Source organism: Leptospira ognonensis (assembly GCF_004770745.1).
GTDB lineage: Bacteria > Spirochaetota > Leptospiria > Leptospirales > Leptospiraceae > Leptospira_A > Leptospira_A ognonensis.
In genome coordinates this window covers 107,442-124,721 of the sequence record NZ_RQGD01000034.1, presented here as the reverse complement: position 1 = coordinate 124,721, position 17,280 = coordinate 107,442, and the positions used below count along the sequence as shown (strand labels likewise).

Genomic DNA, 17,280 nt, shown 5'->3' with positions numbered 1-17,280 from the left:
GCTCTACTCTTTGATTAAGAAGATAGCGATATTGGATACAGATTCGGTCCCACCAAACTCTTTTTCCGTTAAAACAAGTGTGATACGATCTGCATCAAAAGATTCACCAACGAACACCGATTTAATTTCTTCTGCCCTTCTTTTAGTCAGTCGTGTTTGGTAGGCGATATCACCGGATGAGTTCGTTTTTCCTACGAGTATCAGTTGGAATTTTTCCTCGGCCTTTAATAAAGTATGTGCAAGTTGAACGAGTTTTACTCGCTCCTTTTCATCTACGTGATAGTCATCCTTGGGAAAGCTTAGCATTTCTGCGGGCTTACTCGAATTCACTGCCTTATAATGCGAAAAAGGTAACATAGAAGTGTTTCCTTCCATGGTTTCCATATCGGTCGAATCACAAAACGTGTAGATTTTAGTCGAGGAATTGAGAGAGAATAAAAATCCAATAAAAGTAAAAGCAATGTCCCAAGGTTTGGCATATTCCCGGATATTTACGATTTTGCTTTTGGTACCAAAATTTGGCTCACTCAATTTCTGCTGATAAAATGGCAACAGGAAGAGGACTCGGTAACTTCTCACTTCACTTTCCGTATTGCACTTATTAGATGAATCCACAGGTTTGAGTTCCGAAAGTTTAATGCCCAAACTTTTACAAGATAAGAAGAATAGGATTAGGAATGGTAAAAAAAAACGTAACATAAAAGCTATTTTACTTTCACCGAGATTCTGGGAAGAAAATAACCAAATTTTTTATGAGCGTTCGGACGGATTTCGATGTTAGGCTCACGGAAATTGAAGCTTGCAAGTCCTTCGACGGATTCAAATCTCGGTTCCCCTACTCCGCAGTCACACTAAACTTAGGTAAAAAATATCCAAAATCGCGCCCGTTCGTCGGATCTGGTTGGTTCCCATTTTTCGGAGCATAGGACCAAGCGGAGTAGTCATTGCCGTAGGCAGTGAGCCAAGTGGAATCGAGTTTGACCGACAAATCGGAAGCAGATAGAGCCGGATAGTTAAACGTCGGAACTTCGTTCCTTTCAAATTTGGCATCCGTGGCGGCAGTCTGGTAAACAAAGGAGACGGAGGCATCTATATTGATGTTAATCTTTTTGCGTTTATTGGAGGCATTGGGTAGCTTAAGGAGAATGACTCGCTCTGTTTTCCAGATTTCATTTTCGTATTCAGCAGTGTTTGTCGGCGTTTCCCAATTTAAAAAATGACTTTTGATATCGATAGGAACTCTCGGATAAGGCAACGCATCCGTAGCAAAACGATCGTATTCGGCTGCTGTAAAGTTTGGAACGTTTGTAAGATTGGAAGCAAAACTGCGAAAATAAAAAGGATTTCCTAGAGAAGGACCTCCCGTTCTTGCGTCGACATAGAATCTATCTACATCTACACCCGTGCAACGGAGATTTTGGCTTCCACTCACAGTAGAAACAAAGTTCGGATTTCTGTCGGAGCAAGGAGTATCGGTTTCCGTGTTGTATTTACTTGGATAGGAAAGAACATACATAACAGGTACTGCTTTGGCTTGCACATAACGATCCATACTGCTAACGGCATTATTTGGAGTTGCGATTCCCTTCACTTCTAAAGAAACAACTCTGCTTGCCTTCGAAGAGAGACGCGCCATATCATACTCGAATACTATCTCTGAAAGTTCTAGTCCGATGCGGTCATAGCTACCATCTTTCCACTGTTCGCTGACCGACCATTGGGTAACAACATTTCCATCAAAATCTCCATATGCATACGAATTCTGAAGTATGTTTCCTTCAAAGACCCCATATGCTACCTTACCAGAAGCTTCAGCCCCTGTACCTTGCGCGCCCATATCTAAAATCGTGACATCCGCATTGGCAATGGTTTCCTTCCCGTATTCTACACCACCCATAGCCTTTGATTTCCAAAGGAAAATGCGTAACAAGTCCAGGCGGAAATTTTTCGCGGGAACTACCTGAGTTGGTCGTCCATCCTTAAACTTTTCTGGTAAAGAGGAAAGAGTATCCGATGATGCTCTTGTAGATATAACCGATCCTTGTCGGTCTAATTGTAAATTGATTTGGTTTCCGAATAAATCGGAAACCAAAAGTAATCGCACCAAATCATTGCTATCACTTTGCCCAGGCTTACATGCAAAACTGATAGCCAGAAATAAGGCTAAAATGTATCTTTCTTTCATTTTTATCTCAGTTCGAACATTCGTTGGTTTTCGGATTTTGAGAATATGCCTGCCAATACCCATAGTTCCAACGACTGAATCTAAAAGTTTTATTGTTTAAGTCTACAAAGTCAGTGGCATAAGAATGAGAAGTAATCTCTGGCCAAACATATGTATTCAATTCATTGCAGTTATATCCTTCTGGAGCAATCACTGGATATTTGATGCTACCAATATAAGCATAGTTTGTATTGTAATCCATCCTTTGGCAAAAATTATCATTTGTAGGTATCACTTTAAATGAAGTGCCCAACTGAGTGGAAAACGTTGATGTTTTTGCATCAGCAGAATACGAGACCGTCCTTAAGTCCAATGATGTTTGTCTCGTTACGCCTGAATAGTTATATCCTTTACAAGGTCCAGCAATATCATAAGATCCAGCATAGACTGTTGTAGGAAGAAGCCAGCATACGATCCCCCACGGGTTTCCCCATAAAATACTAATGCAAGATATAAACTCTGGATTTGGTTTGTAGTAATCCTGTCTACGAACCTCACAGAAATTCCGATTCGTTCCAACAACACCGGGCAAATAGCCATACGTATATCTTGAAAGACTGTAATTAAATTTTGCTTCCACTGAATGGTAGTTAGGTTCCTCAGGAAACGCAATTTTACGACTGAATTCTGTTCTCAGACGGTATCCATTATTACACGTAACTAGATTTGATTTTGAGACAGTCGGATTCGATGGGATCAACTGATCAGCTGTAGTTGTAAAGTAACCTGTCTTCGAGTTCTGTACAATAAGACCAGCTCTATCAGTATACGATGTTGATGTCATGAAATTATACTCTTTATAGCTACCAAGAATCTCTCCATCGACATAAAACGTTGCCTCATTTAGGTAGTCATCGTAGGAGGAGAGGGAAATCGGAAGTTCTGTATTGTCTGTTAGATTTTTCAGAACTATAGGATTCGTAAACAGGGATTGCCGATCCATGGCTTCATTGAATTTAATTTTAAGTTGGAGACCACCAAAATGAACTAAATTATACTCCATTTCCGGAGAGACCGAAAGTATCGAAGGCGGAGTTGTATCACCTATTTCAAACGGATGGAGTGAGGCAACCTGCGTTGCATTGCCAATACCATCTTTGAGACCAGCTGAAACCTTAATATTATATTTTTTCTTTTCGGTGAAACTATTGGCGGCAACTTGAATTGAAATTTTACGAAGTGAAGAATCATAAGAGACATTTGTGATTGGGATGACATTGGCTCCCGTTTCGTCTTCCACGGAAATGAGGGAACTAAGATTGCTACTATCAATATCTTCGCTCACAGTTAAATAAAGGTCTCGTGTTGTTTGCGCAACAGTGTTTCCTTGAGGCTCATAATTTGTAATCGTTGGAGGCTCATTGTCTGCTGTGCCAAAAAAATAAATCCTGCCACCCACGGCAATTGGGTTTGACGATAAATCTTTCAGTGATTCATCCACCTTTAATCCATAGGCGGCACTCCCCCTAAGCGGTGTCGTCGCTTTGATGTTATAGGTTGCGATTTTTTTATCAGCGGAAAGACTCACGTATTCAAGTTCCGGGTCTCCAAATCCTATCAACTTTGTTAGCTCAAGTCCCGCCTCTTTCATCGGTTCGTTAAAATGAACCACAATTTGCGTGATCCCCGCGGGATCAAGTCCCATACCTTCCGGCTCCATTTTTACGACCTGTGGTGAGGTCACGTCTGCCGTATGAAAGGAAGTCACAATGCGATAGCCCGCAAGGTAGTTTCCGATTTCATCCGTCACGCCATTTATATAAAAGGCATAGTTTGAATCGGAATCCAAAGTGAATTCATTTGTATAAGTGACCGTTTTGCGATCACTTGAGATCGATTTGAATTTTAGAGGAGCATATAAATTTTGATCCTTTGAAACAAACCCGGCATAAAGCACGGTGAGTTCGTTTACTGGTTCATTAAATGTTACAACAAAATTATTTCCAGGAGCAAGAGGCAAAACATTCGTTACGGGAGTTCCACTAACAACAGTTGGCGCAATGGTATCATTCCCGTTTGACGGATCGTAAGGGTATGTATCGGAACTGTTTCTGGCACCATCCTGGTCAAAGTCATCGTTCGTAAATGTGAGTAGCAAAGGGTCTTTCGCAGGAGCATACTCTGCTTTTACAATGTTTAAAAAGGGAAGCAAGGTTTGGTTGTAAAGAGAGTAAAAATTATTTCGGTCGTTTGTCCTTCTGAACCTTTGCAGGTAAGTTCTGAATTGTGTCGCGGCCGTGCGGATGGAGGAGGAATCTGTAATGATGCGGCTCACAATTTTCTCGATGTTGATATGAAGGGCACCGTAGGTAGAAAAATGATTTAGTTCTGTCGTTAACGTCCCTTTGGCAATGTCAACTGTCGTTGTCTGTTGTTCCCAATCATTGGTCGCAGGATTATAATAATAAATTTGAGTGAGCTCGTTTTGGACTTTGGATGCCACTTTTGCTGCATCATACTTAACCGTCAAAGTCACCGGTTTTGCGAATGTCAGACCGTCTGGAGAGAGAACAATTTTTGCAGCCACTGGCGTGAGGCCTGGGACATCGGATTCCGACATCTCTTCAACACTCACGGAAATTTGTGTGTCGGAAGAAAGGGCACCAGAAGGTACATCAACTGCCACAGATCCGTTGGAAACGCGACCACCACTTGTGCCCACATTTTCTGTGACCGTTCCGTTTCCTCGAAAAAAAACAGAGGCACTTAAGAACTGGTTCCGGAGTGCAATGGGGTCTTGGATTTTGCTCTCGGAAAAGAGAGAAAACTTGCCTTTTTCATCTAGAAAGGCGGCACAAGACATGAAAGAGCTAGAGAATATAATTAGAGCGTAAGCGGCGCCCACCCATTTTCGTATTGTTTGCATTTTCGATTCCTAATTTTTAACATTGCTTTTTACAATTACACTAGGAATGAGGTCTTATCCGTAGACGGGCAAGCAAAAATATGATGGGTGTTAGATTTTTTTCTGAACTACGTTCTGAACGGCGTTCACCTTTTCATCCAGACGCAAATCTGATCATACACAGTTTGGTCGTGCATCAGTTTGATGTGGGTGATGCCAGGAAATTCTTTGGTGTTTTTTTCGAGGAACTCGAGGTCGTATTTGGCATTGCCAGATTTTCCCTTGGCACTCCATTTTCCGACGATGGCGTCTCCGAAAAATTCAGAAAGGAAATGATTCGGATTTTTCATCAACGTTCCTGTCATCACATAATATGCGATATGCTTTAAGAGAGGCACGTGCGTTTTTTCTGAATTTACAAAACTATCGGGGTCCTTTCCCTTCCAATCTTCTTCAACCAGAAGTCCATACCGAAGGTCTTTGATGCCGGCGCTCCGTAAGTTGATGGCTTTTTTGGTGAGATGAGTAAATAGATTTGGTATTTTGCCAAGCACCGTTGTGACTGCGTTGCCAAATTTTTCCAATGGTGCGCCGTGGTGGGGGGAACCGATGAAGATGATTTTTTTAGTCAACAAAACCCATTTTGATTTCTGTTTGGTTCCATAGTAACAAGCACTTCGCGTCACAAGCCCGCCCATACTATGGCAAATGAAAACGATTTCCTTAATCGGTTTTGGTGCATTTTGCAGCAATTGATGGAGCAATAGATCGAGATCTTTACCATTATCGGAGATGTGCCTACCACTATTATAACGGAGATAGAATGGATCATACTTAAAATCTCTTTTAAGGAGTGTTCCGTAGTTTTCATTCGATTTAGGAAAAGACCACATGGTTTCGTCGCTGACAAGACCGTGAACAAGAATACAAATTTTATTGCCGATATTGAGTGCCTTCAATTCCTCCTTACTGAGCTTGATCGGCATTTGGTTTTGATAAAAATTCATTTCTTGAGAAAGGATGTCGATTTTTTCTAGATGGTTCCCAACGACTCCATTTAACACCGATATGCTTGTGGTTTTAGATTGTTTGAGAACTTTTTTGGTGGTGTCCCATTTTTCAGCCCAGTCGATCGGTTCTTTGCCTTGTTTAGGTGTGTCGACACTTCCATTCTTGTTTTTATCTTTCATCTTCTTTTCATCTACCTAAGGCGTAATTAAGATGTACTGCCTACTTACGTCATGCGATTTTACCATCCTTTGCTACAAAATCGACTTGTTTCTCTTTGTTTTCCGCCCTTTTCCATCCGTTACGGCAACGGTTTGGTTTGGTATCCGAGTTGAAAATAAACTTGCCATATCTGATAACTATTGTTTAGTTTATGCTCAATGATTGGGCATCCTTATCGATTTTTACGCTCTTCTTCTGGAAAGAAAATCATCTTTGGAAATTACAAAAATGAATGCGTCTACCTATCGAATATTAATTGATTCGTCAGCTGATTCTTTTGTCATCACAAGAAACGGACTCATCGAGTCTGTAAATCCTGCTGTTTTGGAATTATTTGGAACTTTGGAGGAAGCAGATTGTATTGGTAAACGACTTTCTGATTGGATCGACACATCCATGGGTAAAGAGCTTACAAACAAAGAAGAGCAGTCCATCTACAAGGCACCTACTTCCCTTGGCCGAAGAGAATTTTCGGTTTCAAGAAAAGATCGCGCTAGTCGAATTGTAGATGTTCAAATATCCGTCATTCAAGACAAAGAAGACGAAGTGAGTCTCTATGTTATGCGAGAGATTACCAATCAAGATTTATTTCGGAAAGAATTAGATTTACAAAACAAGAAATTACATGAACTTAATACTACCTTAAACCAAGCTCAAAAATTAAGCCATGTCGGTAGTTGGAAATGGAATATGGCCACCGATGAAGCAGAATGGTCTGATGAAATGTATCGCATTTATGGAGTCACCAAAGAGAACTTTTATCCCTCAAATAAGAACGTAACGAAAACGGTTATCCCAGAAGATTTGCCAAAGCTAGAAAAGGGAGTGGAAAGCTTATTAAAAAATCAAATATTCGAACCCTTTGAATTTAGAATCAAACGTCCGTCGGGAGAGATTAGAAATGTTTATATCATTGCGCTCGAACTTGGAGAGATAGGCAGCGAAAACGAAAATATAATCTTTGGTGTCACTCAAGATATCACCAAACAGAAGCAAATCGAAGAAGACACTCTAAAAGCCAAAATCAGCTTAGGAAACATTGAAAAGGCTTTAAACAACGCACAGAAATTAGCTCAAATTGGCAGTTGGTTATATGATATTGAATCGCAGAAAATCGAATGGTCAGAAGAAATGTTTCATATTTGGGGATTCGATCTCGAGCAAGGTGCACCAGATTTTGAAAGCATGGTAGAAAGAATTCATACAGATGACAGAGACTTATTTTTAACCTATGTGAACAAAGCGATTCACCAGGGAACCCCGTACGAAATAGAGCATCGTATTTGTTTGCCTAACCTGGATCAAAAGATCGTGATTGCCATTTGCCAACCTGTTTTAGATATACAGGGAGAAGTAGTCAGCTTAGCTGGGACAAGCCAAGACATTACTGAATTAAAAAAAACAGAGGAAAAAATTCGGAAATCTCTGAAAGAAAAAGAGATACTATTAAGAGAACTTTATCATCGCACAAAGAACAATATGCAGGTCATCAGTTCTATGCTTTCTATGAGATCTTTATATTCCCAAAACGAAGAAATAAAAAACCTGCTTGATGAGACTAAAAACAAAATTCTAGGTATGGCCTTGGTACATGAAAAATTATACCAATCGAATGACCTATCTAGAATTAATTTAAAAATTTATTTAATTGAATTGGTAGAGTTGCTTAAGAATAATCTACTAATAGAGAGTGCTAATATTGTGATTGTCACAGCAATGGAAGAAGTGAATGCCAATATTGACACAGCCATTCCCTGTGGACTCATTGTAAATGAACTATTCACAAATGCTGTCAAACATGCATTTCCTGACGGGCGGAAAGGTACTATTAAAATCCAAATGAAGAAAACTGAACGCGACGAGATTCTGATATCCGTAACGGACGATGGCATTGGTTTCCCTGATTCGATTGATCTAAAAAATACCGAATCCTATGGCTTAGAAGCAATTGTGATGTTATCAGAATTACAGCTGGGTGGTTCCTTGGAATTGGAAAAAAAAGAAGGAACACGTTTTACTTTGGCTTTTAAGGAAACGCTAAACGCAGATAGAATTTGATATGGAGGCAAAAAAGAAAATATTAATTGTCGAGGATGAAGCCTTACATGCCCTTCATTTGAAGAAAATCCTCAAGAATAAAGGTTTTGAAATCAGTGGTGTTGTTTCTATTGGAGACGAGGTTTTTAAAAGTGTTGAAAAGGATTGCCCCGACATTGCGTTAATGGATATTACTTTGAGGAATTCCATAGATGGGATAGAAGTTACGAATATTCTACGAAAACGATATAATTTTCCTGTTATATTTATATCTGGATATAACGACGAAGCAACACTCAAAAAAACTAGCTTGATAACGAATACTTGGAAGCTAACAAAACCAATCAGTGAAACTGTGCTATTAAAATTAATAGCGAGTGTTTTGAAAGACGTCTAACGCGCCTTCTGTTAATCGATTCACTTTTCAATTTCGATCGGGATATAATCCCTCCAAAATCCAACATTTTCTGTTTTTCGGAGGATAGGTATCAGCTTTTTGGGCTTGGGGTCAGACTTTGGAATCTTGATTTTAAATTCAAATCCCTCGCCCACCTTTCCATATACGACTTCGGGTGAACCTTCTTTTCGAATCTCCCATCCAATACGTGCATCACTGGCATACCAAAAACCAAAGCCTTCCGTTTTCGCGGCTGTCGACTGATCCACAAAAAAATAATAAAACCCTTTGGTAGTTTTGTCAATCCTGGGAAGTTCTCTTGTTTTTAAAAATCCATACAGTATGTCATCTACCAGGAAATATTGAAACATAACGAGATCAAAATGTCCAGCGATCTTAGGATTTGCGAGAGATGTTGCCACCTTCTTTTTTGATATAAAATCCCAATCACTCGCATTTCCATCTAACACGGGTCCGTTTATTTCTAAGCGATTTTCAAAGATGTTTGGTGAATCAGGAACTAATGGATTTGTTCCAAGCGCGACTTCTGCTCCATCATTTAATCCATCTTTATCAGTATCGGATAATTTTATATTTGTACCAAGATATCTTTCTTCTACATCCATAAGTCCGTCAAGGTCTGTATCTTTCCATTCAGAAATCGAAACACCTGAATAATCCTTCGTAAGTAACCATCCAGAGAGGATTTTTTTCCAATTTATCTGTTTTGTTTGATTGAGTAGGTTCAAGATACCCTCTGTTTTTTGAGAGACTCCTACAGATTGCACAAAATGTTCGCTCATCGATTCATAGTCTATTATTGATTTTAAAAACTTGAGGTATCCATCATGTCCCAATTCCTGAAAGAGAATGTATTGGATTTTGAATGTTTTCTGATAATGAAGCGAAAAACTCTCCTCTTCGTTCAAATTTTTGAACTCCATATCTCCGAGTGGTATATCTTTTAAAATCGTAGGGTTATAAAAGCCCCACCAATTTAGAATCTCTAAAATTTCATCAGGTGTAAGTGTTAGTTGGCCCGAATGATGCAATGCCAAGGGGAGAAAACTACTAACACCCTCAGAAATAAATCTGGGATTTTGACCAAACCACCAATGGTCAATTTCGTGATAGAGTAAAGGTATAGGTAGTGCCTTTTTTGGATCTGGATAATTGAAAGGAATGAGAACCGTATTTCCCTCATTGCGCGCTGTGGATTTATCCGATAAATGTGTGATCGTATACACACCCTGTTTGGGTGCAATTCCAAGGAAACGTGCTATGACAGGAATGAGGCGGATGGAATTTTGAAGGATGATCGGAGCAAACTCTTCTACATCTGGTGTGAAAATCACTTCTACGGTTTTTGGCTCTCCAAAAACTTCAATTTCCGTAGACAGTCGAATCCGTCCATCTTCTCGAATTTCCTTCTGGAAAGAGTTCGTTTTCCAGAAGGAAAGAGAATCTTTTGCTTCCGAACTTTGCACGGAACAAAAGATAAAAACAACTACAGTGAGCATTCGAATCATAGGCATCCATTCTATCTCAACTCGCGGGGAAAAGCGCTGAATTCTTCCTTGCTTTGTCACTTTTTTCTCAAAACTTGGTAAAAAATCCGTAATAAAGGTAATTTGAATGGCACTCACTCACCCGCAATCCGCACTTTTCGCAGGAGAAAAACCTTTCCCGATCATTCCTGCATGTGAACACTTCGCTGGATCCGAAAAACTCATCACCAAAGCCCTTGAACTCCAAAACAAAATGGGTGGTCTTTTTGACATCACTATGGATTGCGAGGATGGCGCGCAAACTGGAAAAGAAAAAGAACACGCCGAGATGATTGTTCGCATCCAGAACTCAGAACTCAACAAACACAAAATGAGTGGCGTTCGTATTCATGATTATACCAACGAACATTGGAGAGGTGATATTGATATCATCGTTCCAGGAGCCGGAAATGTAATTGCTTACATTACAATCCCAAAACCAACCAAAGCGTCTCAAGTAAAAGAACAAATCACTTATATCCAAGAAGCTTGTAAGAAAGCAGGAATCAAGAGAGAGATTCCTATTCACGTACTTATCGAGACACACGGCGCACTTGCTGAAGTTTTTGAAATCGCAGCGATGCCTTGGCTACAAGTTTTGGACTTTGGACTCATGGATTTTATCTCGGGTCACCATGGCGCGATTCCAGCTTCTTGCATGAAGTCCCCTGGCCAATTCGACCACGAGCTACTCCGCCGTGGAAAAGCATCTCTCGTGGCTGCTGCTCTTATGCATGGTGTCATCCCAGCTCACAACGTAACTCTAGATTTAAAAAACATTTACCAAACGTATGCAGATGCAAAACGTGCGCATGATGAATTTGGTTTTTTAAGGATGTGGTCAATCTACCCTGCACAAATCACATCAATCTTAGATGCTATGGCGCCTAACTTTGCAGAAACACAAACTGCATGTGACATCCTCATCAAAGCGCAGGATGCTGATTGGGGTCCGATCCAACACGATGGGGACTTACATGACAGAGCGACTTACAGATATTTCTGGGAACTTGTACAAAGAGCAAAACTCACAGGACAAAAACTTCCAGACGAAATCAACAAAAGATTTTTCGCTTAATTGAATCATTCTCCCTGATCATGAGATCAGGGAGATGTTTTTCGCACTCCTCTCTACTAGTCGCCGAATCAATTCATTTTCATAACTTCTATTCCCTTACATAGCAAATCTCTGGTTAAAATCGAAAAGATCCAACAAGTATTGTCCTTTCAATTGTTTGTTATTCGATTAATGGTAATTAAGTAATTCGCGAATTAAAATATGAGTTCATGGAATTCTCGAAGTAAAAGCAGAAAGGCAATCTTTCAGTAAAAAAACTTTTTATTTTCTGTATCGAACTGGAAATTAAACAACTGCTATGATAAATGGAACGCATTGGGTGGCGGGTCTAGTTCCCCACCCTTCTATCGGGCGGGGATAAGCATGGGTTACATTTCCATCCCTCGAAAGAAAAAGTAAGAACCCAGGAAAGGTCAGGATTTCTCTTTAAAAAAATGCCAATAAATAGCTAACACCAGCAGACTGACCGTCGTTAAACCCAATGCCCAAAAAAAGGACAAATAATCAGAGAGCACTCCGAAACCAGGAATCCCGGGTTGAGAATTCCTTAACACCGGTAAAACGAGTAACAAAATGGAAATGAATAGCAGCTCATAAACCTGTATCTTTTGATTGTAGAGTAAAATTCTGGTTGTAATGAGTATGATGGATAGACCAATACAAAACATCATCACCATAATCAACATAGAAACAAATTGATTGCTCCTCGTTCTAGCTACTAGAATTAATCTATCAACATTTCCGGTGCTTCGATCAATCCAAAAATCCTCTACAGGTTTTTCAAAGAACTCCAATTTGTAAATTGCAATCGGAGATTGCATATTGAGAACAAGTGGAATCCCTAGTGTTTCGAATTCAGAGATTTTTTTAAAAAAACCCAAACCAAGTGAGGCTTGGAAAGTATCGAACGGATAGTCTGTAATTGTGCCGACCAATGGTAGCGTAATGAGCACTTTTCGAATGGGCTGCTTTGCTTTAAAAACAAACTCCTCATTGCTGCTGTATGAAATTAAACGCAATTCATCTTTAGGTGTATCCGACCTGTGATTCAGAGCTAAATCCTCCGCTAGGAATATCCTAAGCTCTACTTTGGCCTCACGTTTGTCGATTTCGACGGAACGGACATCTGCCGTGATCACAGAAGTCTTTACAAGATCAATGTCTACGTCGGTAAAGGAAGCAAAATCAGATTTGTCTTTGATGAAGTAACGAACGCTTGCTAAATAACTTCCTGCCAAGAGAATCAGAAGAAAAAAAATCAGCTGGAACCTATTAGAAGAAAATAATTTTTTGACCGGCTTCATGAAAGATTAGTCCACGCGAGAGATAACAAGGTAAAAAGAGCAAGGAAGAAAATAAATCCGTAAAAGTACAATTGCCAAGCATAAAGATTTGTGGTCGCATTGATTGCCTGGAGTAAATCATCGATTGTCGGATTCTCAAGAAGTGATGCTTTCTTAAAGAGGATGGAAACACGAATGGTCAAATAGCCAAGAATCATTTGTACAATGCCTTCAAAGATGTTTCCAAAATTATCTTTAATGGTGACCAAACCGCCAGAGACATACAATACGCCCAAGACGATAATGATCTTTCCGAATAAACTCATTCGTGCAGAAAGTTTGCTTAAGATTCGATGCCTGTTTGATTCTAATTGTTCTTGTTCCATTATTCCTTCTCCTTTGCTAGTCGTGTGCAGGCTTGAGCGAGTCCTTGTCCCCCATTGCAAGCCAAGTCTAAATATTTAATCCCTTCATTACGATTTCCTAAGAGCAAATTCGCTCTGCCAATGGAGTACGAATTTTGATGGGATACAGTTTTCTCTCTTTGGCCAGCAAATGTCTCACTGTTTTCTGCTTCCAAATGATTTTCCCTTGCTTTTTCATAATTTCCAGCCAAGAGATAACTATCACCCAAATAAGATAACAAACGATAGGTTGGCGTAAACTTAGCTTTACAACTTTCCAAAAGTTTGATCCCTTTTATTGAATCTTCATAATAAGCATAAGTAAAACCATACTCGATGCAGTAGTCTAGGCTATCAGGTTCCTTCTCAGCTGCGAGTTCAAAACTTTTTAACATTTTTGGTGTAAAACTCTCCTTCCACTGGTCATAATAGCTTAGTCCTAAAACGTAGTGATAGAGTCCAATATCGTCTTTCTTCTGGGTCATCTCCAGAGCTAGAGGTTCAATTCTTTGAATCTGGTTTCTACGGTTGGAGGGAGATTGAATCCAATATTCGAATAATCCATGTTTTGACAAAAGTTTCTCTTCTTTTTCGTGCGTTTCATAGCTTCGCTGCAAAAGGGAGTAGGCTTCATTTTCCAATGCATATTTTGATTCAGGGTAATTAACAGAATTCCGCAACTTAACTAGCGCGAGTCCAACAAAACACTCCTCACGGTCATTTTGCATGGAGATGCATGTTTTGTAAGACTCCTCAGCTTTCACATAATCATTAGCATAAAAACGCAAATTGCCTTCTAAAATAAAAAATTCTACTGTTCTAGGATCGTTATAAAACGAAGAACTTTCCATTCCAGTTGCGATGTTATAGTAACTCAATGCTTTGTCGTATTTTTCATTCCAAATTTTTGTGTACAAATTGTAATCGTTTTCCCAATATTTAAAAAGCATCTCATCTAACTTAAAAAGCTCGAGGCCGATTAGAATGTGGGATTCAAAAATTTTATTTTGAAAGGGAAAATTTCCCGTTACATCATTTTCATAACCTTTTGTAAAATATTGGATCGCCAGTTCTGGATTTTTTTCAGTTTCTAAATAAAAAAGTCCAAGCTCCCAATTTTCTCTCACCAAACTCGGAGTAAATTCAATTTGTTTTATGAGTTTCGATTCGTAATTTTTTTTCTGAAAATAAAGTCCTAAATCTTTTGCCCAACCCACTTTGTCGAAAATTCCGAAAGAATGGTCTAAATCCAAATTTCCTAAATTAAAAAAAACCAAATAAAAGGCGACCACTGCCTCAGCGGAAAGAATGCGGATGTGTTTATATTCTTTACTGATCATTTTGAGTTGGGTAATCATTACTGTCTCCTATCTGCCCAAAATTTTGGAAGCTTGAAGTTCTTCCACTTTTCCTTTAGAGCTTAAACTTTGGCGATTAAATTTTTTAGGGTCACCAATGAGTGCGATCTGAAAAGAGCCTGCCGACTTGATTGACTTTGTAAAATCGATAAAGTCCTGCCACTGAATTTCGGATAAAGATTCAAACATCAACTGGTCAGAATCTTTTTCTAAGGCCAAACGAAGTGACCGATTGTATTCATCTATCAGATAAACATTTGTTTTTCGGATCGTACTGGCAGCATGAATGGCAGAAATTTTTGCCTCTTCGAATCGAATCTTAGATATGTTAGGAGATTCTAAACTCGCCTGCGCATCCGTTAAACAACTTAAGAGTTTATCTGCTTGGCAGGCAAGATTTGCAAACCATAAAATAGGTTCCTTTGGAAATGCCGGTTCGCTCATATATACGTTCGCTGCATAGGCATTCCCTGTTTGTTCTCGCATTCTCATAAAAAAGGGAGAAGAGAGCCCCGCATACAAGGCGTTATAAATATAAAAATATGCCGATTTGGTTGGAGATGGCATAAAAACTGAGGAAAAATAGTTTAGTTCTACATGCGGCCGATTCCTCGTTAAGACAAAGAAATTCGTCTCTTTGCTGTTTCTGAATTGTTTTTTTGACAAAACACTTGGATCTTTGGTGGTAGAAAGCGTTATATATTCGCGGAATACAGTTTTTTCTAAAGTGTCAAAATCTAGATTCCCATAATATGTAATTTTAGATTTATATTTTAAAAGGTCACCTAATATGTCGATGGCATCTGAAGACTTAAATTGTTTCAGTTCATTGCTGTTTGCTTGAAAGAATCTAAGACTGTTATGCCCAAAGATAGCATACTCATTCAGTGCCGCATCCAGTTCTGATTCTTCTTTATTTTGAAGTTCCAAATTTTGTAGGTAACTACCGAGAAGATTTTCCCAAACTTCTTTTGATGAGGCAACCGATTTGATGGAATGTTCTAACAATCGGAAAGAAGGAATAAATTGTTTGTCCTCACCTTCCATCGTGATTTCCAAAGTTTCGCCTCTTGTTTGTATGGAAACGGTACTGCCGAGAAGGTAAAATTTCGTGGAAAGAGCACTGGCTGTGTAGAGATCTGTGCCTAGGTGTTTCCAATATTCTATAGAGATACCAAGATACGGACTGATCCAAGCGCCCTTTTCAATGATCATCTTAAATTTGAATAGGGAGTTCTCTTTATTTTTCTGGTATATAATCTGGTTTCCGTTGGGATAATTTTTCGAATCGATTTGATCGAATGATGCAAACTCGGGCGAAATCGAATGGCTTGGTTCAATGGAGAATTGTCTTTTGAAAATTGATTCTTCCTCAGAACTAAATTCTAATTTGGAAATGGGAGGTTTCGTGATGTAAGGAAAACTTGAATTTCCAGTTACAGTTTCTATCGAAACTATGTTTTGATTTACAAAGTCTTTCACAAATCCACTTAGATCTTCTAATTTCAATATGTTTGCTGATTGGAATTTTTTTTGAAGATCATCATAACTCCACTTTGATAAAAAGGCTTCCGACATCTCATTCAAACGAAACTCATTGTTATCTTTCTTTTTGATTAAATCCAATCTTTGGTTGGTTTTTATTGCTTGGAACATTTCTTCTGAAACTTCAGAACTTTCGATCTTTTGAAAAGCCGACAAAATGATGGACCTTGCCTCAGACAGGGAAAGATTTTTGTTAGGCTCCACCCAAATGTTAAGCAAAACATAATCCTTCCATTCTGTTATCGTCACGGAAACAGAATTTGCTTTTTGTGAATAATACAAACTTTCATCTAACAGTCCATTGTAACCATTTGCAAGCAACAAAGCGATTGTATGTGCGTCTGCTAATAATTGTGGTGATTGTTTGGGAAATTTGATTCCAAAAAGATATGTTTTTCTAGGTGAGTTAATTATAATTTGATGAGAAGATTCTTGAGGTTTATGCTCAGGTATTTTTAGTTCTATAGGTTTGGAATGTGAAGGCATCGTTCCAAATGTTTTTTTGATTTCTTCCAAAACTTCGCTCGGGTCAAAACTTCCAGACATACAGATTGCCATCTTATTTGGCAGGTAGTGTTCGTTATAAAATGTTTTGATCTTCTTAATAGATGGATTTTTTAAATGTTCATCGGTTCCGATCGGGATTTTTTCTCCATAGGGATGAGAGGAAAACATGATCTCATCATATCGTTTGAATAATTGAGCCTTAGGATCAGCAACACGCAAATTTCTTTCTTCAAAAACCGACTCAAGCTCCGTATGAAATGTACGAAATACCGGATCGCGAAACCTTTCCCATTCCAAATGTAAAAAATTTTTTACCTGATTGGAAGGCACGGTTGCCACATAATAAGTTCGATCATTAGAAGTAAAAGCATTGGAATCAAAGATTCCAAGAAGACTATGAATTCGGGAAAATTCATTGGGTATTACATACTTTGCGGCTTTCAAAGAAAGCTCGTCAATCTTTGCATAAATATTCTTACGTTCGGTTGCACTTGTTGTTTGGCGGTATTTTTCATATAGGTCTTCAATCTGATCCAGGAAGACCTTTTCTTTGGTGAAATCTGTCGTTCCGATTTGACTCGTTCCTTTAAACATCAAATGTTCTAAATAATGGGCAAGACCAGTTGCATCTTCCGGGTCGTCCGCAGAACCTGCATCGACAAGGATAGAAGTTTTGACTACAGGCTCTTTCTCATTTACACTCAGATAGACAGAAAGTCCGTTCTCCAAATGGTATTCGTGCACGTAAAAAGGATCCGAAAAAATATTGATCAGAGTGTTACAATGCAATTGTAAAAAAAGGAAGATGAAAACGAAATATCTGGA

General features: G+C 39.0%; 12 protein-coding genes. 3 read left to right on the top strand and 9 right to left on the bottom strand.

Annotation, left to right across the window (positions count from 1 at the left end; genetic code table 11):
• Positions 1-3: 3 nt before the first annotated feature.
• From EHQ58_RS11040 to EHQ58_RS11025, 4 genes are all read right to left on the bottom strand, one after another.
• Complete coding sequence (locus tag EHQ58_RS11040; RefSeq protein ID WP_135623949.1) at positions 4-699, bottom strand: OmpA family protein; 696 nt, start codon at positions 697-699, stop codon at positions 4-6.
• Between the two features lie 136 nt (positions 700-835).
• Entirely contained in the window at positions 836-2,185 is a 1,350-nt protein-coding gene (locus tag EHQ58_RS11035) for a hypothetical protein (protein WP_135623948.1), read from the bottom strand.
• A gap of 7 nt (positions 2,186-2,192) precedes the next feature.
• Positions 2,193-5,090: an Ig-like domain-containing protein gene (locus tag EHQ58_RS11030; protein ID WP_135623947.1), complete on the bottom strand. Its 2,898-nt coding sequence runs from the start codon at positions 5,088-5,090 to the stop codon at positions 2,193-2,195.
• A 125-nt stretch (positions 5,091-5,215) separates the two neighbouring features.
• Positions 5,216-6,259: an esterase/lipase family protein gene (locus EHQ58_RS11025; protein WP_135623946.1), complete on the bottom strand. Its 1,044-nt coding sequence runs from the start codon at positions 6,257-6,259 to the stop codon at positions 5,216-5,218.
• 253 nt (positions 6,260-6,512) lie between these two features.
• Here EHQ58_RS11025 and EHQ58_RS11020 point away from each other — a divergent pair, with 253 nt between their 5' ends.
• Both EHQ58_RS11020 and EHQ58_RS11015 read left to right on the top strand, forming a co-directional pair.
• Positions 6,513-8,357 carry a PAS domain-containing sensor histidine kinase gene (locus EHQ58_RS11020; RefSeq protein WP_135623945.1) on the top strand — a complete coding sequence of 615 codons (1,845 nt, stop codon included), beginning with the start codon at positions 6,513-6,515 and terminating at the stop codon, positions 8,355-8,357.
• Position 8,358: 1 nt separating this feature from the next.
• Positions 8,359-8,733 carry a response regulator gene (locus EHQ58_RS11015; RefSeq protein ID WP_135623944.1) on the top strand — a complete coding sequence of 125 codons (375 nt, stop codon included), beginning with the start codon at positions 8,359-8,361 and terminating at the stop codon, positions 8,731-8,733.
• Between the two features lie 20 nt (positions 8,734-8,753).
• Here EHQ58_RS11015 and EHQ58_RS11010 read toward each other — a convergent pair whose 3' ends face one another.
• Entirely contained in the window at positions 8,754-10,379 is a 1,626-nt protein-coding gene (locus tag EHQ58_RS11010; protein WP_135623943.1) for a thrombospondin type 3 repeat-containing protein, read from the bottom strand.
• On the opposite strand from EHQ58_RS11010, the gene EHQ58_RS11005 reads away from it, so the two are divergent.
• On the top strand, positions 10,369-11,358 hold the full coding sequence (locus tag EHQ58_RS11005; protein ID WP_135623942.1) for an HpcH/HpaI aldolase/citrate lyase family protein: 990 nt from the start codon (positions 10,369-10,371) through the stop codon (positions 11,356-11,358). The two genes, EHQ58_RS11010 and EHQ58_RS11005, sit on opposite strands and share 11 nt — an antisense overlap.
• A 413-nt stretch (positions 11,359-11,771) precedes the next feature.
• Here the strand turns inward: EHQ58_RS11005 and EHQ58_RS11000 are convergent, their stop codons facing one another.
• Genes EHQ58_RS11000 through EHQ58_RS10985 form a run of 4 tightly spaced genes read right to left on the bottom strand, consistent with a single transcriptional unit; the run spans position 11,772 to position 17,199 of the window.
• The gene (locus EHQ58_RS11000; protein ID WP_135623941.1) at positions 11,772-12,662 is read right to left on the bottom strand and encodes a DUF4436 family protein; all 891 of its coding nucleotides are present in this window, start codon (positions 12,660-12,662) and stop codon (positions 11,772-11,774) included.
• Positions 12,659-13,027 (bottom strand): hypothetical protein, encoded by a 369-nt coding sequence (locus EHQ58_RS10995; RefSeq protein ID WP_135623940.1) that lies wholly within the window; start codon positions 13,025-13,027, stop codon positions 12,659-12,661. Before EHQ58_RS10995 ends, EHQ58_RS11000 begins: the two co-directional genes overlap by 4 nt.
• Positions 13,027-14,403 carry a hypothetical protein gene (locus EHQ58_RS10990; protein ID WP_135623939.1) on the bottom strand — a complete coding sequence of 459 codons (1,377 nt, stop codon included), beginning with the start codon at positions 14,401-14,403 and terminating at the stop codon, positions 13,027-13,029. The genes EHQ58_RS10995 and EHQ58_RS10990 overlap by 1 nt, the downstream gene beginning before the upstream one ends.
• 9 nt (positions 14,404-14,412) lie before the next feature.
• Complete coding sequence (locus EHQ58_RS10985) at positions 14,413-17,199, bottom strand: M16 family metallopeptidase (RefSeq protein WP_246047325.1); 2,787 nt, start codon at positions 17,197-17,199, stop codon at positions 14,413-14,415.
• Between the last annotated feature and the right edge of the window lie 81 nt (positions 17,200-17,280).